Origin of the sequence: Variovorax palleresanus (assembly GCF_051144945.1) — a bacterium.
Lineage (GTDB): Bacteria > Pseudomonadota > Gammaproteobacteria > Burkholderiales > Burkholderiaceae_C > Variovorax > Variovorax paradoxus_S.
The window spans coordinates 203,208-222,880 of record NZ_JBJNVP010000001.1 but is presented as its reverse complement, the minus strand read 5'-3'; the positions used below and the strand labels follow the sequence as shown (position 1 = coordinate 222,880).

Below are 19,673 nucleotides of genomic sequence, written 5' to 3'. Positions count from 1 at the left end.
CATGGCCCGCACCATCCAACCCTTGAACGGAGCACTCACATGCAGGAAAAAGCACCCGGCGCCACGACCCGAATCCGCATCCAGGCCACCGACGGCAGCGGCAGTTTCAGCGGCTACCTTGCCGTGCCGCGCTCGGGCAGCGGCCCGGGCCTGGTGCTCGCGCAGGAGATCTTCGGCGTGAACGCAACGATGCGCGAGGTGGCCGACTACTACGCCGAGGAAGGCTACGTCGTGCTGGTGCCCGACCTGTTCTGGCGCCAGCAGCCCGACGTCGAGCTTGGCTATTCGCCGGACGACTGGCAGCGCGCATTCGCGCTGTATCAGGGCTTCGACGAGGCCCGTGGCATGGAAGACATCCAGGCCTCCATCCACACGCTGCGCCTGCGACCCGAAGTTCAGGACGCCAAGGTCGGCGTGCTCGGTTTCTGCCTGGGCGGCAAGCTGGCCTACCTGGCGGCGTGCCGCACCGATGCGGACGTCGCCGTCGGCTACTACGGCGTGGGCATCGATGCGGCGCTGGACGAGGCCGACAACATCCGCTGCCGGCTCGCCCTGCATGCGGCCGAGCTCGACGGCTTCTGCCCGCCCGAAGCGCGCGACCGCATCGTGCAGACGCTGCGCGGCCGGCCGAACGTCGAGGTGCAGGTGTACCCGGGTGTCGACCACGCCTTTGCACGCACGGGCGGCGAGCACTACCACCGCCCTTCGGCGCTCATGGCCCACGAGCGCAGCATTGCCGCGCTCAAGTCGGCCATCGGCCCGCACCACGACCTGGCCGCGCTATGGGACAAGCACTGCGAATACGAGTTCGGCACGCGCAATGTCGACGACACCATGCAAACGATGGTGCCTGAACCCTACGTCAACCACATTCCGACCATGACCGGCGGCGTGGGCTACAAGGCGCTGCACCACTTCTACACGAACCACTTCGTCAACAGCAATCCACCCGATACCTCCCTGGTGCCGGTCTCGCGCACCGTGGGCGCCACACAAGTGGTCGACGAGATGCTGTTCTGCTTCACGCACACCACGGAAATCCCGTGGATGCTGCCGGGCGTTCCTCCGACCGGAAAGCGGGTGGAAATTCCGCTGCTGGCGGTGGTCAAGTTCCGCGGCGACAAGCTCTACCACGAGCATATCTACTGGGACCAGGCCAGCGTGCTGGTGCAGGTGGGCCTGCTCGATCCGAAACTGCTGCCGGTGGCCGGCGTCGAGACGGCGCGCAAGCTGCTGGACGAGACGCTGCCATCGAACGGCTTGCTGCAGCGATGAGAGAACCCCCGATCGGCTAAGCCGCCTGGCGCAGGGACGCGCGCGCGCACGCCAGAAACGGCTCGATCAAGGGGCTCTGCCAATCGCTGCGCCAGCACACGGCGATGTCCATCTTTGCGTCGACGTTGCGCAAAGGCCTGAACACCACGCCCGGCGGCCGGCCGATACGCGCGCAGGCGGGCAAGATGGCCACGCCCCTGCCCGCCAGCACGAGCGCCAACGCCGACACCATGGTCGCCACGCGCTGCGCGATCGGCATGCTCACATCGTGCCGCCTGAGCATCGAAGCGATGATGGATTTGTCGACGTCGCCATCGGGCACGGGGAGCCCGATGAGGGGCATGCCTGACAGTCGCGCCAGTGGAATGCTGGCCATTCGGGCCAAGGGCGAATCCGCACGCACGGCCAGCATCAAAGGCTGGGTGCCGATGCGCTCGACCGCAATGCCTGCGTGGGCGATGGGCGGAATGCAGATGGCCACGGACACTTGCGAATCGGTGATGGCCGAGACGTTGTTGGCGGCATTGAGCTCCACGTACTGAATCTCCACGTCCGGCAGCTTCGCGCGAAGCGCGTTCTCCAGGCGCGGCAGCACCAGGTACGAAAGCACGACCATGGTGCCGACCGTGAGCCGGCCCCTGCTGCCCGACCCGATGGCCCGCGCGGCGTCGAATCCTTCATTGGCAAGCAGCAGTGCTTCCTTCGCGCGCTGGAAGAGCGCATGGCCGGCGTCGGTAATTTCCATGCCACGCGCCGCCCTGCGAAACAGCGGCGTGCCCACAGCCGACTCCAGATTCTTGATGTGAACCGACAGCGGCGGCTGGGCCATGTTGAGCCGGCGCGCCGCCTTTCCGACGCTGCGTTCCTCGGCGACAGCCACGAAGTAGCGGAGCGTTCTGAAGTCTGGTGCTGCCATACGCTAGGCATATGCCTTTTCAAGAAAACAGTATTGGACTCCATGTTGTAGCGCGTCAATCATTTACACCATGAAAAACTTCCCTCGTCTTCCGCCATCGGAGATCTTCGAGATGTCCGCCGCGGAGATGCGCACCCTCGTCGCCCAGCGGAAGCTCTCGCCAGTGGAGATCGTCGAAGACGTATTGCGCCGCGCCGACGCGGTCCAGCCGCACCTGAACTGCTTCATCACGCTCTGCCACGAACAGGCGATGGCAGAGGCCAGGGCCGCCGAAGCCGCGCTGATGAAGGGCGAGACGTTGGGCCTGCTGCACGGACTGCCGTTCACGGTGAAGGACATCGTCGACACGGCGAACGTCCGGACGACCTACGGCTCGGTGCTGCATCGCGACCACGTTCCCACGCAAGACGCGGTGGCCGTGGCGCGCATGCGCGAGGCGGGCGGCATCCTGATCGGCAAGACGACCACGTCCGAATTTGGCGCCAAGTGCCTGACCGATGCGCCACTCTTCGGAAGCACGCGCAACGCATGGGATGCAACGCGCACCAGTGGCGGCTCGAGCGGCGGTGCGGCCTCGTCCATCGCAGCCGGTGTCGCGCCCCTGGCCATCGCCACCGACGGCGGCGGCTCGACGCGCATTCCCGCTGCATGCAACGGCGTCGTCGGCTTGAAGCAGAGCCTGGGCGTGGTGCCCCACAGCCAGGTACAGGATGCCTTCGGCAACTACACCTACGTGACGCCCACCACGCGCAACGTGGCCGACACGGCGCTCATGCTGCAGGCCATGACGGGCGCCCACGGGTCCGACCCGTGGTCGCTGGGCGTGCCGGCGCAGCGCTACTTCGACGCGCTGCAGCCCGCCGGCGATCTTCGTGGCAAACGGATTCTGTATTCCGCGAGGCTCGAGGGGCGACCGATCTCCGCCGACGTTGCCGCGGCCTTCGAAGCCGCTCTTGCCACGTTGCGTTCGATGGGCGCGCAACTCGAGGAGATGTCGAGCGAGGGCTATGACGTCGAGCCGGTGTGGCGGGTGATCAACCACACCAGCTGGCGCGGCCGTTTCGCGCCACTGGCCGAAACGCATGCCAGCGCGTTGAGTCCGTCGCTGCTGCAGCAGCTCGCGCTCGCGGAGCACGTCGACGGTGTCGCCTTCCAGCAGGCCATGTTTGCCAGGACCGCGCTCTTTCGCAAGGTCCAGGCCCAGTTGGAGACCCACGACTTCATCTTCACACCCACTCTGTCGCGCACGGCCCTGCCAATCGACCAGGACCTGTTCGGCAGCATCGAGATCGATGGCGAAGCGTATGCCGAGGTGCGGCCGAACTGGTTTCCGTGGACGATGCCCTTCAACCTCACGGGCCATCCCGCCATCAGCCTGCCCTGCGGTGCAGGCCGCGATGGCCTGCCCATCGGCATGCAGCTGGTCGGCCGCTTTCGCGAGGACTTGCAGCTGCTGCAGGCCGCGTCGTCTTTCGAAGCCGCGCACCGGCCAGCCAACGCGCTGCCGGCCCTCGCCTTCTGAGTCCGTTCCTCTCCCGTTTCGTTCTCAACTTTGAAGGTACTTCCACCATGGCCTCGTTCCTCAAGACACTTTTTCTCGGTGCGTCGATTGCCCTGATCGGCGCTGCCGCGCATGCCGACAACAACGCGCCCATCCGGCTGATCATCGGCGTTCCGCCGGGTGGCGCCCTCGACAATCTGGCGCGCTCGCTGGCCGAGGATTTGCGCACCACGCTCAAGGAACCCGTGCTGGTGGAGAGCCGGCCCGGCGCCTCGACCCGGATTTCCATCGAGGCGGTCAAGACCGCACGTCCCGATGGCCGCACGATCCTGATCGGCGCCACACCGCCTTTCGTCCTTTTTCCGATGACCTATGCGCGGCTGAACTATGACGTCGACAAGGATTTCATACCTGTCGCGCACCTGGCGAATGTGCCCTGCGTCGTTTCCGCCGGCGCAGACCAGCCGTTCAAGACGATTCCCGAGTACGTGGCCTGGATCAAGAAGAATCCTGCCAGCGCAAGCGTGGGACTGACCAACCTCGGAGGCGGGCTGCACTTCAGCGTGCTGCAGTTGTCCAAGGCCGTCGGTGTACCGCTCACGCCGGTCACTTACAAAGGGGGTGCGCCGCTCGCGACAGACATCATCGGAAACCATGTGCCGATGGGCACCGACGCGCTGGCCAGCCAGCTCGAACTCCACCGCGCGGGCAAGTTGCGGATATTGGGCGTTGCAGGCACCAAGCGCTTGAGTTGGCTGCCCGACGTTCCGACGATCAAGGAGTCGGGCTATGACGCCTTCGACCGCGCCAATGCCGCCTATGCCGCATTCGTGCCGGCGGGGACTCCGAAGGAGGTGGTCGCGAAGCTGGAGACGGCCCTTCTTGCCGCAATGCGCAATCCGCAAGTGCGCGGACAAGTCGATCGCATGGGCCTCGAGCCGACCGGGCTCCCGGGCGCGGACCTGAAGCGCATCATGGCCGAGGATCGGGTGTACTGGCGCCCCATCGTCCAGGCATCGGGGTTCAAGAGCGAAGACTGAAATCGATGACCGATGACGCAGACAGGGTGGGCTGGGCGGTGCTCCTCGCTGCCAGCTTGGGCGCGCTGCTGTGTTTCCTCAATCTCAGCGCACTCAATGTCGCGCTGCCTGCCGTGGCGCGCAGCCTGCACGCCTCGCCCACGCAGGCAAGCTGGATCTTGCTGTCCTACATGCTGGTCAGCACCGTTTGCATCCTGAGCTTTGGACGGCTGGCCGATCTCTGGGGACGGCGCCGGCTCTTCCTCGCCGGACTGTGCCTTTTCGTGGTCGCCTGCGCGGCATGCGCCCTGGCACCCACCGCCGAGCTGATGCTGGCGAGCCGCGTGGGCCAGGCCATCGGCGCGGCGGGCGTCATGGCCAACGCCAGCGCATTGGTGAGCGATGCGTTCGGCCGCCGCAAGATGGGGCTGGCGCTGGGCGTGCTCGCCATGGTCGCGGCCCTCGCCCAGGTCGTGGGGCCGCTGGCGGGCGGCTTCGTCGTCTCGTGGTGGGGCTGGCGCGCGCTCTTCATGCTCAACGTGCCCATCGGGCTTGGCGTGCTGGCGTGGTCCTGGAAGGTCCTGCCCCAAAGTGCGGCCGCCGCGCCAGAGCGCTTCGACCTGGCCGGCGCGGCGCTTTCCCTCATCGGCATCGGATGCGTGACCTATGCGCTCTCGATGGCAGGCACCCGCGGATGGACGAGCACGCCCGTGTGGGCATTCATGCTTACGGGGCTCTGCGCCATCGGGCTTTTCTCCCGCATTCAGATGCGCTTGGCCAGTCCGCTGGTCGACCCGTCTCTGTTCGGCGACCCGGGGCGCCGAACCGCCTACGCCGGCATCCTGCTCCTGTCGATGACGCAAGCTGCGCCGCTCTTGCTGGTGGCCTTGTACCTTCAGGCTTGCGCGGGCCTGCAACCGTCGGAGGCGGGCCTGCGCATCGCACCGGTCGCATTCGGCATGCTGATGGCCGCACCCGTGGCGGGCATCCTGCTTCAGCGCTTCAGGCCCGAATCCATCTGCGTGGGCGGCATGCTGCTCGCGGCATGCGCATTGGCACTGCTGGCTGCGCTGCTGCAGCCCACGATCGGTGACCTGCAACTGTCGCTGTGCCTCTGGGTGCTGGGCCTGGGCATCGGGAGTTTCGTGACGCCGAACAACGCATCGATCCTCCAGAGCGTGGTGCCCCAGCGCCGGGGCATTGCCAACGGCGTCCGGTCGACGCTGCAGAACACCGGCATCATGGTGGGAACCGCGCTGACGCTGAGCGTGGCGATGGCGGGGCTTCCTTCCGGCGCGCAACGCATGATTCTTGGAAATGGCGGTGGCCCGGCACTTTCAAGCGTGGATGTGGCCGCCTTCGGCCGAGGCGCCAGTTCGGCGCTGGCCGTGCTTGCGATCCTTTGCCTTGCCGGCGCGGCCCTGATCGCGAACACCCGCAGCAGAGCCCCGGCGGCCGCAGCGGCATGACCTCAGCAGCTCACGCCACCGGCGGCAAGCGATCCAGCAGCTTGTCGAGCGTGATCGGATAGTTGCGCACCCGAACGCCTGTCGCGTTGTAAACCGCGTTGGCTACGGCTGCCGCGACGCCGCACATGCCGAGCTCTCCCACGCCCTTGGCCTTCATCGGCGAAGAGATCGGGTCCGTCTCGTCCAGGAAGATCACATCCTGGTGCGGAATGTCGGCATGCACCGGCACCTCGTAGCCCGCCAGGTCGTGGTTGACGAAGAAGCCATGCCGCTTGTCGAGCGCCAGCTCTTCCATCAGCGCGCCACCGACGCCCATCGTCATGGCGCCGATCACCTGGCTGCGGGCGGACTTGGGGTTCAGGATGCGGCCCGCGGCGCACACCGCAAGCATGCGCCGAACGCGTATCTCGCCGGTGGCGGCATCGACGCCGACCTCCACGAAGTGCGCGCCGAAGGTGGACTGCTGGTACTTCTTGTCGAGATCGCCGTACTCGATGCCGTCCTCGGCCACCAGGCCGTTCGCGCCCGCCGCTTCCGCGAGCGGCACCACACGCTCGCCGGCGCGCACCAAGCCGTCCGAGAACTCCGCATCGGCCGCAGCGAATCCGAGCTTGCTGGCCACGGCTTCGCGCAGCTTCATGCACGCCGCAAAGACACCCGAGGTCGAGTTGTTGGCACCCCACTGCCCGCCCGAGCCGGCAGAAACCGGATACGCCGAATCGCCCAGTCGCACGAGCACCCTGTCGAGCGGCACCCCCATGGTTTCGGCAGCGGTCTGCGCAATGATGGTGTACGACCCGGTGCCGATATCGGTCATGTCGGTTTCCACCGTGACCATGCCCCGGTTGTCCAGGCGCACGCGCGCGGCCGACTTGGTCAACAGGTTGTTGCGGAACGCGGCGGCAACGCCCATCCCCACGAGCCAGCGTCCGTCGCGCTGCTTTGCCGGTGCCGCGTTGCGCTTGCTCCAGCCGAAGCGTTCGGCGCCGGTGCGCAGGCATTCGATCAGCTTGCGCTGGGAATAGGGGCGCTCCGGCTTCTCCGGATCGACCTGCGTGTCGTTGAGCACGCGAAACTCGATCGGGTCGAGCCCCAGCTTCTCCGCCATCTCGTCCATGGCGATCTCCAGCGCCATCAAGCCCGGCGCCTCGCCGGGCGCGCGCATCGCATTGCCTTCGGGCAGGTCGAGCACGGCGAGCCGCGTGGTCGTCAGGCGGTTGGCGCCGGCGTACAGCAGCCGGGTCTGGTTGACCGCCGTCTCGGCTTGTCCGCCCGGCAGGTCGCCAGACCAGCCTTCGTGCGCGATGGCGGTGATCTTGCCGTCCCTCGCGGCACCGATGCGGATGCGCTGGATGGTCGCCGGCCGGTGCGTGGTGTTGTTCATCATCAAGGGCCGCTGCAATGCCACCTTCACGGGCCGTTTGGCCGCCCGCGCGCCCAGCGCGGCAAGCACCGCATCCGCCCGCACGAACAGCTTGCCGCCGAAGCCGCCGCCGATGAAGGGCGAGACCAGGCGGACGTTCGCCTTGGGGATGCCGAGCGTCTTGGCCACGTCGCCGACGCCCCAGGCGATCATCTGGTTGGATGTCCAGAGGGTAAGCTTGCCGCCCTTCCAGGCGGCGATGGAAGCGTGCGGTTCCATCATCGCGTGCGACTCGTCGGGCGTGGTGTAGCTCGCATCGAGCTGCACGGCGGCCGCGGCGAACGCACCCGTGAAGTCGCCGGTCTTCGTTTCCGGCTCGCCCGAGAACGGGCTGGGCGCAGGCATCTTCGCCGCAGCCATTTCCGCGCTCAGATCGAAGCGCCCCGGTGCGCGGGTGTACTCGATGCGCACCAGCTGCGCCGCGGCACGCGCCTGCTCGAAGCTGTTGGCCACGACGAGTGCAACCGCCTGGTGGTAGTGGTCGATCTCGGGCCCGCCAAGCAGCTTGGCCGTGTTGAAGTCGCCCTTGCCCAGCTTGCCGGCGTTGCGCGCGGTGACGATGGCCAGGACGCCCGGTGCCGCGCGTGCGGCACTCAGGTCCATCGAGGCGATGCGGCCCTTCGCGATGCCGGCGCCCACCACGTAGCCGTAGGCGGCGTTGGGCACCTCGGTGTTTCGTTCATAGGCGTAGCGTGCGGAGCCCGTGGTTTTCGCGGGTCCGTCGATCCGGTCCGTCGGCTTGCCGATGATCTTGAGCTGGTCGATGGGATTGGTGGTTGCGGGCGTGTCGAATTTCATGATGGTCAGCTCCTCGCTTGCACCAGGGCCGCGGCCAGCGCGCGCTCGGCCAGTGGCAACTTGAATGCGTTCTCGTGCGTCGGCTGCGCGCCGGCCAGCAGCTGCGCGGTCACGGCCTTGGCGCCCTGCGGCATGGCGGCCTCCGCAGCCTCGAGGCGCCATGGCTTGTGCGCCACGCCGCCCAGTGCCACGCGGCCCGAGCCATCGCGCTGCACGATCGCCGCGACGGAAACGAGCGCGAAGGCATAGGAGGCGCGGTCGCGCACCTTGCGGTAGATCTGCGTGCCGCCGATGGGCCTTGGCAGCGTGACGCCGGTGATCAGCTCGTCCCGCTCCAGCGCCGTTTCGATGTGCGGGGTTTCGCCCGGCAGGCGATGGAAATCGGCAATCGGGATCACGCGCGTGCGGCCATCGGGACGCACCGTCTCGACCGCCGCGTCGAGCACGCGCATCGCCACAGCCATGTCGCTCGGATGCGTTGCGATGCAGGCCTTGCTCGCACCGACCACCGCATGCTGGCGAGTGACGCCGCCGATAGCGCTGCAGCCGCTCCCGGGCTGGCGCTTGTTGCAGGGCTGGTCGGTGTCGTAGAAGTAGGGACAGCGCGTGCGCTGCAGCAGGTTGCCCGCCGTCGTGGCCTTGTTGCGCAACTGGCCGGAGGCGCCGGACAGCAGCGCGCGGGACAGCACGCCGTAGTCGCGGCGCACGCGCTCGTCGGCGGCCAGGTCGGTGTTGCGCACCAGGGCGCCGATGCGCAGGCCGCCTTCGGGCGTCGGTTCGATCTTGTCGAGGGCAAGACCGTTCACGTCGACCAGATGCGTCGGCGCTTCGATCTGCAGCTTCATCAGGTCCAGCAGGTTGGTGCCGCCCGCGATGAACCTGGCACCCGGGCTCCGTGCGACGGCCGCCGCGGCCTGCGCCGGGGAACGCGCGCGCTCATAGGTAAACGGCTTCATGCTCTGCTCCCGGCCACTTCGGTGATGGCGTCGACGATGTTGGAGTAGGCGCCGCAGCGGCAGATGTTGCCGCTCATGCGCTCGCGCAGTTCTTCGGCCGAGAAAAGAGGACGCGCGGTGAGATCCGTGCTCACGTGGCTCGGGACCCCGCGCTTGATTTCGTCGAGCACGGCCACCGCCGAGCAGATCTGCCCGGGCGTGCAGTAGCCGCACTGGTAGCCGTCATGCTTGACGAATGCGGCCTGCATCGGGTGCATGTTCTGCGGCGTGCCGAGCCCTTCGACGGTGGTGATCTGCCCGCCCTCGTGCATGACGGCGAGCGTCAGGCAGGCGTTGATCCGCCTTCCGTCCGCAATGACCGTGCAGGCGCCGCACTGGCCGTGGTCGCAGCCTTTCTTGGTGCCGGTCAGATGCAGGTGTTCGCGCAGCGCATCGAGCAAGGTCGTTCGCGTGTCGAGCTCGAGCGAATGAACCCGGCCGTTGACGTTCAGCGAAAGCTTTGAACGGGGCACCGCCGATGCCGATGCCGAAGGTGCAGCCTGTGCCGCCGCCGCGGTGGGCGCGGAAGAGGAAACCGCCGCGGCGGTGGCAGCGCCGGCAATGAGCGCGTCGCGTCGCGAGATCAAGGGGGTCGTCGTCGTGGGACTTTCCATGTCAGCTCCTGTTGTTCGAAGTTCGGGCAAGTCGTGCGGGCAAGCCGCGCCGGGAGGCGGGTGCCCTGACCACCATTCTTCTCAAGCTGCGCGGCGATTGATAGAGCAATTCGCTGCTTTTCTTGCCTGATCCTATGAGGTCGCAACGACCTTCGGACCTAAGTTCTCATGCCGGGTTCGCCAGCTCCTGCCCGCGTGCATCGAAACCCTTGGCTCCCCCGCGCAACACCTCGATGTCCCGCTTGGGCGGAGCCCCGAACAATCGGCTGTATTCGCGGCTGAACTGGGAGGGGCTTTCGTAGCCGACCCTGAAAGCCGCGCTTGCCGCATCCAGGTGTTCGTTCAGCATCAATCGCTTCGCTTCGTTCAATCGCAGCCACTTCTGGTACTGCAGCGGGCTCATGGCGGTGAGTTGTCGAAAGTGGTGATGGAAGGTGGGCGTGCTCATCTGCACGCGGTCCGCGAGTTCATCGACGCGAAGCGGCAGGGCATAGTTCAGCGTCAGCCAGTCGATCGCTCTTGCAATGCGGTGGCCCTGCCCGTCCACGGAGGCGATCTGCCGCAGCTTGGCCGCCTGATCGCTGCCAAGAAGCCGGTAGTGGATTTCCCGATGGATCATCGGTGCGAGAACCGGAATGGCTTCGGGCTCGTCCAACAGCGCCAGCAGGCGCCCGATCGGTGCCAGCAGGGCAGGCGTTGCCGTACCGATTCCCACACCCGCCCCGACCGAGCGATCGCCACGCGACGGAAAATTGCCCTGCGCGATCAGCTCGGCCAGCACGCGGATGTCCAACTTCAAGACCAGACCGAGGCAAGGCTGCTCCGCACTTGCCACCCTCACCTCCGAATTGGCGGGCAGGTTCAACGAGGTGATGAGGAATTGCGAGGTGTCGTAGGGATAGGCCTCGCCGCCGATCCACATCTGCTTGGCGCCTTGGGCGACGAGCACGATGCTCGGCTCGACCATGCACACGGCAGGCGGCGCGGGGGATTCGCGCCGGAAGAAGCCGAGGCCGGGGATGGGAGTTGCGAAGTCGCCCGGCTCCGGGGTCCGCGCGCCGATCACGTGCGCCATCGCTTCCTGCAGCAATCTGCACTGCGCTGCGGCGTCGGGGGGTGTGGGTGCCATGTTGCTCGGAGCCTCCGCCGAAGACTCTAACTCGCGAGCAGATCTCCATCTACAAAACAGCACCGGCGCCATAGGATCAGGCAAGAAATCCAGAGAAGTGCGCAATCGATCTGCGTGGGCATCCAATTCCCCGGTGTTCGCGTGCGTGCTCGCTCCCTCGCTCGCGCTTTCTTGCGGCTCAGCGCGCGCTGTCGATGATCATCCCGCCATCGGGCGTCAGGCTGTAGCCCGTCAGGAACTGCGCATCCTTGCTGGCGAGGAACAGCACGACCGGCGCGACGTCCTCCTCCGGCGATCCATGACGGGCGAGCGCGTTGGCTGGCGCAGGAGCGTCGGCCGCGCCCCAGGTGTCCGCGACCGGCAGCGCATTGTTGATGGTGATCCTGTCGGCGCCCCATTCGCGCGCGGCGGACCGGGTCAGTGCGCGCACCGCCTCCTTCGCCATGTTGTAGGGCGCCCGATGCCGCGGCCGGCACCGGTGACAACGGCAACTTTTCCATTGAGTCGAGTCATGATGATTTCCATGGGTTGAGAGTTACCCGGTGCTCCGCTGCGGCCCGGGCGTAGGGCGACGGAATGTCGCGGGCGGTGTTCTGCGTCGCGAACGAGGCAGCGAGCAGCACGAGGCCCACCGCCGCCGGCAGCGCGCCGCCGGGCTTGCGAACGCCGAGGTGCGCCGACGCGGAAAGCAGCAGATGAAAGAACATGCCCGCATAGGCCAGGTCGCTCAAAGCCACGCTCGCGCGCGACAGGATGGCGGCCACGGCCAGGAACTTCACGGCGGTGAGGATCGGCACCAGGTAGGCGGGATAGCCCAGGTCGGCAAGGGCCCGGCGGACCCAGCCCCTCTTGGCGATGTACATGATTGCGGAGGCCAGGTAGAGCAGGGACAGCAGCGTCGTGCTGATCCAGTACGGGTAGTTTGGAGTCATGGGTTCTTGCTGAGCGACGAGAATTGCGTCGGGTTGCAGCAAGGATGTCGTCTAAGATGAAATCCCGCAAGTAGGATGAAAAAGCGACGCTTAGTATGAAAAAGCAGACTAATGGCGATGACCAGATCAACATGCACGAGGAAATGCGCCGCGCATTCGCATTGCTGTCGGGCAAATGGAAGCTTGAAATCATGTGGCTGCTGAATCAGCGCATCTACCGCTTCGGCGAGCTGAGAAAGGCGATTCCCGCCATCACGCAGCACATGCTGACGGCGCAACTTCGCGAACTCGAGAAGGACGGCCTGGTGTCGCGCACGGTGTTCGCGGAAGTCCCGCCGCGCGTCGAATACGAGATCACGACAAAGGCGCGCGCCCTCGGTCCGACGATGGAGGCGCTCACGACGTGGTGGAACGAATACGGAAAAAGCGTGCCCGCAAAGCCGAGCTCACGCGGGCGCAAGTCCAAAGGCAGTTGAGAGCGGCTGCCTGCGCATCCCGCTGACCACGCGGGCAGTGCGCCCTTCAGGGCCGGCGCTTTGGCTTTATATCGATGCGAGCCTTCCGCCTTGATGGCAGCACCGGCGGCGGCGTCTGGTCCCAGGGGGCAAGGGCTCCACCAAAGCGCTCGGCCAGGAAATCGATCAGCAGCTTGAGCGGCCGCGGCTGATGCTGGCGCGACAGGATCACGGCGTGGATGCCCAGCGCTTCGGGCTCGTGGTCGGGCAGCAGCCGCACCAGCGCGCCGCGCGCGAGTTCGTCTCCGACAAAGTAGGTGGGCAGCATCACGATGCCGGCGCCCGCCAGCGCGGCCTCGCGCAGCACCGATGTTTCGTTGCTCGACAGCGCACCCCTCACCGCGATGCTGACCGACCGGCCCGACTTGCGCAGCCGGTACTCGGCCCGCGTGCCGAACGCGTGGGTGATGCACTCGTGCGCGGCAAGGTCCTCGGGCCGCTTGGGCACGCCGCGCCGCTCCAGGTAGGCGGGCGATGCGCACAGCACCGAGTGGCAGGTGGCGATCTGGCGCGCCACCACGCCTTCGTCCAGCCGGTTGGTGATGCGGATGGCCAGGTCGATGCGTTCATCGACCAGATCGATCGTGCGGTCCACCGTGAGCAGTTCGACCTCGATGCGCGGATAGCGGCCCTGAAACTCCACGATGGCGCGCGTGAGGCTCGAGAGGGCGAACGACAGGCTGGTGGTGAGCCGCAGCTTGCCCGCGGGCTCCGTCCGGCGCGCGCCGGTGACGGCCTGCACATCCGAGGCCAGCTCGAGCATCTGGCGCAACCGGGGCAGCGCCTCCTGTCCCGCATCGCTCAGGCTCACGCGCCGGGTCGTGCGATGCAAAAGCCGCGCGCCGAGCCACTGCTCCAGCCCTTCGAGATGGCGGCTGACCATGGCGCGCGAGAGGTCGAGCACCTCCGCCGCACGGGTCAGGCTGCCCTGATCGGCGATCTCGATGAAGGTGCGGATGGCGCTGAGATGGTCCATGGGATTGAATCGAATCGGTTGACAATCATTTGATCGAACCGAAGTTTATCTTCGAGAAGCGAACCAATACGATGAGCCCATCCGTAACCCTCAGCTTCGATGGAGTCCCTCATGAAAACGATCAAGTTCTTTTCCCTTGCCTTGCTGCCGGCCGCCATGACGCTCGGCATCGTCGCCAACGATGCATCGGCGCAGTCGGCTCCGCCGCTGACCCTCCAGGTCTACAACGCCGATGCCAACAGCTTCCACGTCAACTCGGTGCTGGTGGCCGGGCAGACCGACGCCGTGCTGCTGGACACCGGCTTCACGCGCGCCGACGCGCTGCGCATCGCGGCCATGGTGCTCGACAGCAAGAAGACGCTCAAGACCATCTTCATCACCCAGGCCGATCCTGATTACTACTTCGGCATCGAGGTGCTCAAGCAGTACTTCCCCGACGCCAAGGTCGTGACCACGGCGCCCACGCTGAAGAAGATCCAGGCCACGCTGGCCACCAAGCTGCAGGTGTGGGGCCCGCGCATGGGCGCCAATGCGCCCAAGAGCGTGCCGCTGCCCGAGGTGCTGGCGGGCAACGCCATTGCGCTGGAAGGCCAGTCGATCGAGGTGCGCGGCCTCGACGACAGCCTGCCACATCGCAGCTACGTGTGGATTCCGTCGCTCAGGACCATCGCCGGCGGCGTGAACGTATACGCCGGCCTGCACCTCTGGACCGCCGATGCGCAAACGCCGCAGGAGCGCGCCGACTGGGCCACCAAGCTCGCCGCGATGGCCGCCCTGCAGCCGACCCGGGTCATTCCGGGCCACAGCGCCGTGGGCGCCAAGCAGGACGCATCGCAGATCGCCTGGAGCCAAGCCTACCTGGTGCGCTACGAGCAGGAGCTGCCGAAGGCCGCCAACAGTGCCGCGCTCATCAGCGCCATGAAGCAGGCTTACCCGGACGCGGGCCTTGGTGTGGCGCTGGACATTGGCGCCAAGGTGAACAAGGGAGAAATGAAGTGGTGAGTGCGCGCAGCCACCTGGACGTCGTGCGAGACCACTACGCGGCTTCGGCTCGCGGCGATCTCGCGGCCTTGATGGCCGAGGTGTCGCCGCAGGTGCGCTGGACCGAGATGGCCGGCTTTCCGTGCGCCGGCACCTGGGTCGGTCCGCAGGCCGTCATCGACAATGTCTTTGCCGTGCTCGGCCGCGACTGGGAAGGCTACCGCTTCGAGCTGGAACGACTGGTGGATGCCGGGGACAGCATCGTCGGTATCGGCACCTACCACGGCACGTTCCACGCCACCGGCAAGCCGATGCAGGCGCGCGTGGCGCATGTCTGGCAACTGCAGGGCGGGAAGGTGCTCGCTTTCGAGCAGTTCACCGACACACTGCTCGTGCGCAGGGCCATGACGCCGGCGTGAGCCGCGGGGCCGCGGCGCCCTACTCCGCGCGTACGCCGTTTTTGCCCTATAGCTTGTGGCTGGACGCGGGCAGCGCAGCCAGCCGTTCTGCGCCGTTGTCTCCTGTCGCATCTCGGACCAGCGCCTCCGGAAGACTTTTTTTACGAGATCCCGGTCGTCTTCGGCTGGCCGCGCGAAACAGAATGATGTTTACATTCGAGAGCGAAATTCCGTATTCAGGAGAACCTGAATGTCCATCACTGTCCGCGACATCGTGCCATTTTCGAGCGCATGCGCGCACCTTTCCGAATTGGTCGAGCAGGTGCAGAACGGCGCAGAGAAGATCATCGCGAAGAACGGCGAGCCTGCGGTAGCAATGATCGACGTCAAGCGACTTGATCACTATCACCGCCTGGAGCGCGCGAGCATTCATCTTCTGCTGCTCAGTGAAATCGAGAAGGGGCTGGCGGATGTGGCGGCGGGCCGGTCGACCAATGCACGCGAAAGGCTGACTGCGTTAAAGGCCCGCCGGATCACTCGCTGACGCTGGCGAGCGAGGAAAGCGAGCCGCTGGCTGAGATCCTTTACGCAGCGAATTCACAGCCAATCTGGAAGGCATTGCGGCTCTCTGGGACGTGAGCGAATTTCCGCAGGGCTATGACCGATTGCTGGACGAACTCACCGACGTAGTGCTAACGCATCTGGAGCGGCATCCGCGGATGGGCCGGCCGTTCATGAGTCGTCAGCCTGAATCGGTGGAGGCGCAAATGGTGTTCGAACGACTGCAGCGTCTACTGGCATCGCATAAGCCGACTGCAAACGTTCGTGAGTACGTGATGGACGATTACTTGGTGCTGTATTCCGTGCACGACAGCCGGACGGACCAATCTCCGATCGTTCATTTGTTGGCGATCAAGCATCACAAGCAGTTGTCGTTTTGGTTTGAACCGTAGCGCCGCTACTACGGCCCCGGGCGACGGTCCAGCAAGTCTTTGACCGCGCACACCGCGCCGTATCGACAGCCGCGGTGGCGGCGTAGAGCTGTGCCTCAGATCTTGACGAACTTGACTGCTGCAAGCGGACCGAACTCCCCTCTTCGGGGACTCTCACTCAGCGCCGATACGGATTGTGGGGACGGCGGTCGTAGCGATCGGGCACGCCGTCGCGGTCGCTGTCCCGGCGTGCGTAGCGGTGGCCATGACGATAGTCGGCACGGCGGTCATAGCGGTCATAGCGGTCATAGCGGTGGTCGTAACCATGCCGCACAACGTGGCGCGGTGGTGGCGGCGGAACAACGACCACGTGAGGACGGTAGCCACCGTCTCCATGATGCGGCTGCGCTTGAGCAGGCGCGCTCAGCGCGGCCAATGAGGCCAGAGCGGCTGCAACCAATGCAAGGGACAACTTCTTCATCGCAACTCCTTCGAGTCGTTGTTTTCAGGAGTTCTATCCTGCCGGCGCCATGTGAACGGCCAGTAAGGCTGTCGCGAATTACGATGAAATTTCTACCGGCCGCCAGCTGAGCTTGTAAAGACTAGGACGAGCCGCCACCGCTCGGCAGGGCCGCCGCCTGCACGTTGTTGCGACCCGCTCGCTTGGCGCGATAGAGCATCTCGTCCGCCTGCTTGACCAACGCAGCGGCCGTCGCGGCGCCGCCCTGGTAGAACGCCAGGCCGATGCTGGCGGTGACGTTGATCGTCCGCTGCTGCTCGATGGCGAATGGCGCCTGCATGGCCATGACCAGCTTCGTCGCGGCGGAGACCGCAATGTCGGCATGGGGCAGCCCCTCCATGATCACGGTGAACTCGTCGCCGCCCAGGCGCGCACGGACGTCGCTGGAGCGCAGGCCTTGCGACAACCTGTTCGAGAAAGCCTTCAGCAGCTCATCACCCGTCTGATGCCCGAACTGGTCGTTGATCTGCTTGAAACCATCGATGTCCAGGTACATCAGCGCCATCAGGGCACCTGCGCTGCGGCTGCGGTCCATGGCCTCGCCCAGTCGCGCTTCGAAACCCGCGCGATTGGCAAGACCGGTGAGCGGATCGATCTGCGCCAGGTTCACCAGGCGCTTCTCCTCGAGCTTTTGCCGCGTGATGTCGGTGATCACGGCGTGGAAGCCGACGATGGCTTCAGTATTGGCCGCGGGCTGGGGGATGTACTGGGCCTCGTAGCAGTTGTAGCTGTCGCTCTGGCTGACTTCGCTCTGGAAGGTGACGATCTCGCCGGCCAACGCGGCGCGTATGTGCGGCTTCACGCTCTGGTAGGCGGGCTCGCCCAGGAGCTCTTGCACGGTGTGCCCCTGGATCTGGTCGCGGGAGAGCCCGAATTCGCGTTCGTAGGCCAGGTTGTTGAACCGGTAGCGCTCGTCCGCATCGATGTAGGCCACGCGCATCGGCAGCGCGTCGGCCACCGTGCGCAGGCGGGCTTCGCTTTCCTGCAGGGCTTCCTCCGCCTCGTGATGCGCGGTGATGTCGCTGTCCAGCGTATAGAGGCCCATCACCTCGCCCTGTTCGTTGCGCTCCGGAACCAGCGTGGCCTGGATGTCGCGGCGCCCGCCGGGTCCCACCACCCGCCGCTCGTAGGTGACCTGGCGCCCGCCCAGGGCCGCCCGGATGTACGGTTCCATCTGCGCCCACGCCTCGTCGCCGTAGAACTCGTGCAGGCTGCGGCCAATCAGCTGCCGAGGCTCGACGCCGAACCAGTCCTGGTAGGCCTTGTTGACGAACCGGAATCGCAGGTCGCGGTCGAGATAGGAGATCAGTGCCGGCAGGTGGTCCGTCACCATGCGCAAGCGGTGCTCGCTCTCGCGCAGTGCCTGCTCCGCGGCCTTGGCCGCCGAGATGTCGCGCATCAATCCGGAGAAGTATTCCACCTTGCCGTGCTTGTCGCGGTGCGCAATCACCATGTGGCTGACCGGGAACTCGCGCCGCTGCGTGTCCCACACCATCGACTCGCCCACCCACACGCCGGTGGCGACCGCGGTCGGCACCACCTCGGACCTGAATCTCTCCAGCGTTTGCGGTGGATTGAAGTCGGACACTTTCAGCGTCTCGATCGGGGCATCCAGGTCCACTCCCGTGCGGCGGCGCGCGGCCGGATTCATGTAGATGAGTCGCCCCGTCGCATCGTTCTGGATGATGTAGTCGGTCGTCATGTCGAAGATGGCCGTGAGCGTGCGAAGGGCCCGTTCGGCCCGCGTGCGTTCGGTGATGTCGGTCACCGTTCCCACGTGTCCGAGCACGCGGCCTCCCGCGACCACGGGCCGGCTTCGCAATGCCACCAGCACCTGCGTGCCGTCCTTGCGGTGGAGCCGGCGCGTGGCGTTCAGCGGTTCGGCGGCGTTGACGATGCGAATCCAATCCTGGCGAACCTTCTCCCGGATCTGCTCGCGCACGAGCGTGAGCCAGCCCTCTTCCGCGTCCTCGCGCTCGAGCCCGTGAATCGCCAGGTACTCGTCATTCACATAGGTCATGCGGCCGCTGCTGTCGCAGCGGAACAATCCCACGGGCGAAGCGTCGGTGACCGCGGCCACCTCGAGGCGCTGCTCGCGCAGCTCGGCCATCAACGCGTCGAACTCGCGGGCCAGGTCGCCGCGCTCGTCGTTGGCGACCACATCCAGCTTGACCTGGCTGTCCGGCGAATGGCGCAGGGTACGGATCGCATTGCTCAGCGCCTCCAGGGGACGCATGAACCAAGCCGTGCCCAGCCAGACCAGCAACGCGCAGCCCAGGCCCAGCCAGAGCAACTGCAGCAGCAGGTTTCGCCTCGCCTGTTCCAGGGGCGCGTAGGCGGCGCGCGCCGGCACGATCAAGCGCAGATCCCAGTCGGCGCTGCGTACGGTGGCGCGCGTTGCCAGGTCGCGCTCGGGGTTGCCCGCGAAGGCGTCGGCGGCGGCATCGGCAGGCTTGAGCAGCAGCTTCGCGTCGGGGTGCATGACGATCCGCGGCGAGTCGCCGCGCGTGACGATCTCGTAGTAGCCCCCGCGCCCGACGGTGGCGCGGCTCAGATCGCCGAGCACGTTGGCGCGCTGCAGGTTCAGCGCCGCGCCCAGCACGCCGATGAGGCGGCCGTCCGGCCCTTCCACGGGCACGGCCATGACCACGGCGGGCTGCTGGCTGCCCTTGGTGAGCAAGGGCGCCGAGATGGCCGGCTGGCGCAGGTCGCGCACGCGCTTGAAGTAGTCGCGGTCGGCCACGTTCGGAGGCCGGCTCGCGGGTGGGTTGATGGCGACGATGGCGCCGTCCAGCGTCGCCAGCGCGGCGTTGTCGAACATCGCTCGCAGGTCCTTGTCGGCAAGGAAACGCTGCTGCGCCGCGGGATCGTCAAAGCCGCGCTCGCCAAGTTCGCGGGCTGCACGCGACAGGGCGGCCAGATGAACGCCCAGCTTGTAGTCGAGATCGGCCGCGGCGCTCTCGGTCAGTGCCTGCTGCTGCTCGCGCATCAGGTCGACGTACTCGCTGGACAGGCTCCGGTACTGCCACCCGCCCGTTGCACCCACGAGGGCAAGCACGAGCAAAGTGATCAGCAGCGCTGTCTTCGTTCTCAGCTTGAGCCGCACGGTGTCTCCTTCGCCGCCGCGGCAGTGGTTCGGGACTGCATTTTTCGATGATAGCAACGGCCTCGCAGCGTCCCTCCACAAGCTTGCGGACAAAAGAAAAGGCGTCATCGATGGGATGACGCCTTTTTCAGTACTGCATGCATTCGGGTGGAATGCGAGGCCAGCCGAAGCCGG

General features: G+C 66.3%; 18 protein-coding genes and 1 pseudogene. 9 read left to right on the top strand and 10 right to left on the bottom strand.

The window, feature by feature from the left end:
- The first annotated feature begins 39 nt into the window (after positions 1-39).
- Positions 40-1,275, top strand: coding sequence for a dienelactone hydrolase family protein (locus ACJ7Z0_RS01015; protein ID WP_434788263.1), 1,236 nt, complete (start codon positions 40-42; stop codon positions 1,273-1,275).
- A 16-nt stretch (positions 1,276-1,291) separates the two neighbouring features.
- On the opposite strand, the gene ACJ7Z0_RS01010 is transcribed toward ACJ7Z0_RS01015, so the two are convergent.
- Positions 1,292-2,191: a LysR family transcriptional regulator gene (locus tag ACJ7Z0_RS01010; protein ID WP_434788262.1), complete on the bottom strand. Its 900-nt coding sequence runs from the start codon at positions 2,189-2,191 to the stop codon at positions 1,292-1,294.
- A 70-nt stretch (positions 2,192-2,261) separates the two neighbouring features.
- Between ACJ7Z0_RS01010 and ACJ7Z0_RS01005 the strand changes: the two genes are divergently transcribed.
- Genes ACJ7Z0_RS01005 through ACJ7Z0_RS00995 form a run of 3 tightly spaced genes read left to right on the top strand, consistent with a single transcriptional unit; the run spans position 2,262 to position 6,180 of the window.
- Positions 2,262-3,713, top strand: coding sequence for an amidase (locus ACJ7Z0_RS01005; RefSeq protein ID WP_434788261.1), 1,452 nt, complete (start codon positions 2,262-2,264; stop codon positions 3,711-3,713).
- A 47-nt stretch (positions 3,714-3,760) separates the two neighbouring features.
- Entirely contained in the window at positions 3,761-4,732 is a 972-nt protein-coding gene (locus tag ACJ7Z0_RS01000; protein WP_431121648.1) for a tripartite tricarboxylate transporter substrate-binding protein, read from the top strand.
- Positions 4,733-4,737: 5 nt separating this feature from the next.
- A complete protein-coding gene (locus tag ACJ7Z0_RS00995; protein ID WP_434788260.1) occupies positions 4,738-6,180 on the top strand; it encodes an MFS transporter in 1,443 nt (480 codons plus the stop codon).
- 10 nt (positions 6,181-6,190) lie between these two features.
- Here the strand turns inward: ACJ7Z0_RS00995 and paoC are convergent, their stop codons facing one another.
- From paoC to ACJ7Z0_RS00965, 6 genes and pseudogenes are all read right to left on the bottom strand, one after another.
- Positions 6,191-8,401 carry an aldehyde oxidoreductase molybdenum-binding subunit PaoC gene (gene paoC / locus ACJ7Z0_RS00990; protein WP_434788259.1) on the bottom strand — a complete coding sequence of 737 codons (2,211 nt, stop codon included), beginning with the start codon at positions 8,399-8,401 and terminating at the stop codon, positions 6,191-6,193.
- Between the two features lie 5 nt (positions 8,402-8,406).
- Positions 8,407-9,357, bottom strand: coding sequence for an FAD binding domain-containing protein (locus tag ACJ7Z0_RS00985; RefSeq protein WP_434788258.1), 951 nt, complete (start codon positions 9,355-9,357; stop codon positions 8,407-8,409).
- A complete protein-coding gene (gene paoA, locus ACJ7Z0_RS00980) occupies positions 9,354-10,010 on the bottom strand; it encodes an aldehyde dehydrogenase iron-sulfur subunit PaoA (RefSeq protein ID WP_434788257.1) in 657 nt (218 codons plus the stop codon). Before paoA ends, ACJ7Z0_RS00985 begins: the two co-directional genes overlap by 4 nt.
- A 166-nt stretch (positions 10,011-10,176) precedes the next feature.
- Positions 10,177-11,139, bottom strand: a complete 963-nt coding sequence (locus tag ACJ7Z0_RS00975) for an AraC family transcriptional regulator (RefSeq protein ID WP_434788747.1) — start codon at positions 11,137-11,139, stop codon at positions 10,177-10,179.
- Positions 11,140-11,317: 178 nt separating this feature from the next.
- A pseudogene (locus ACJ7Z0_RS00970) lies at positions 11,318-11,605 on the bottom strand (SDR family oxidoreductase); the annotation flags it as partial.
- Between the two features lie 43 nt (positions 11,606-11,648).
- Positions 11,649-12,071 (bottom strand): DoxX family protein, encoded by a 423-nt coding sequence (locus tag ACJ7Z0_RS00965; protein WP_434788256.1) that lies wholly within the window; start codon positions 12,069-12,071, stop codon positions 11,649-11,651.
- Between the two features lie 95 nt (positions 12,072-12,166).
- On the opposite strand from ACJ7Z0_RS00965, the gene ACJ7Z0_RS00960 reads away from it, so the two are divergent.
- Positions 12,167-12,547: a winged helix-turn-helix transcriptional regulator gene (locus ACJ7Z0_RS00960; RefSeq protein WP_434788255.1), complete on the top strand. Its 381-nt coding sequence runs from the start codon at positions 12,167-12,169 to the stop codon at positions 12,545-12,547.
- Positions 12,548-12,593: 46 nt separating this feature from the next.
- On the opposite strand, the gene ACJ7Z0_RS00955 is transcribed toward ACJ7Z0_RS00960, so the two are convergent.
- Entirely contained in the window at positions 12,594-13,562 is a 969-nt protein-coding gene (locus ACJ7Z0_RS00955) for a LysR family transcriptional regulator (RefSeq protein WP_434788254.1), read from the bottom strand.
- Positions 13,563-13,673: 111 nt separating this feature from the next.
- On the opposite strand from ACJ7Z0_RS00955, the gene ACJ7Z0_RS00950 reads away from it, so the two are divergent.
- From ACJ7Z0_RS00950 to ACJ7Z0_RS00935, 4 genes are all read left to right on the top strand, one after another.
- The gene (locus tag ACJ7Z0_RS00950; RefSeq protein WP_434788253.1) at positions 13,674-14,564 is read left to right on the top strand and encodes an MBL fold metallo-hydrolase; all 891 of its coding nucleotides are present in this window, start codon (positions 13,674-13,676) and stop codon (positions 14,562-14,564) included.
- Entirely contained in the window at positions 14,558-14,962 is a 405-nt protein-coding gene (locus ACJ7Z0_RS00945; RefSeq protein ID WP_434788252.1) for a nuclear transport factor 2 family protein, read from the top strand. Before ACJ7Z0_RS00950 ends, ACJ7Z0_RS00945 begins: the two co-directional genes overlap by 7 nt.
- Before the next feature lie 229 nt (positions 14,963-15,191).
- On the top strand, positions 15,192-15,485 hold the full coding sequence (locus ACJ7Z0_RS00940) for a type II toxin-antitoxin system Phd/YefM family antitoxin (RefSeq protein WP_434788251.1): 294 nt from the start codon (positions 15,192-15,194) through the stop codon (positions 15,483-15,485).
- Between the two features lie 91 nt (positions 15,486-15,576).
- Positions 15,577-15,894, top strand: a complete 318-nt coding sequence (locus ACJ7Z0_RS00935) for a type II toxin-antitoxin system RelE/ParE family toxin (RefSeq protein ID WP_434788250.1) — start codon at positions 15,577-15,579, stop codon at positions 15,892-15,894.
- Between the two features lie 157 nt (positions 15,895-16,051).
- On the opposite strand, the gene ACJ7Z0_RS00930 is transcribed toward ACJ7Z0_RS00935, so the two are convergent.
- Together ACJ7Z0_RS00930 and ACJ7Z0_RS00925 are read right to left on the bottom strand one after the other, a co-directional pair.
- Complete coding sequence (locus ACJ7Z0_RS00930; protein ID WP_434788249.1) at positions 16,052-16,354, bottom strand: hypothetical protein; 303 nt, start codon at positions 16,352-16,354, stop codon at positions 16,052-16,054.
- A 121-nt stretch (positions 16,355-16,475) separates the two neighbouring features.
- Entirely contained in the window at positions 16,476-19,499 is a 3,024-nt protein-coding gene (locus ACJ7Z0_RS00925) for a PAS domain-containing protein (RefSeq protein WP_434788248.1), read from the bottom strand.
- Positions 19,500-19,673: the final 174 nt, after the last annotated feature.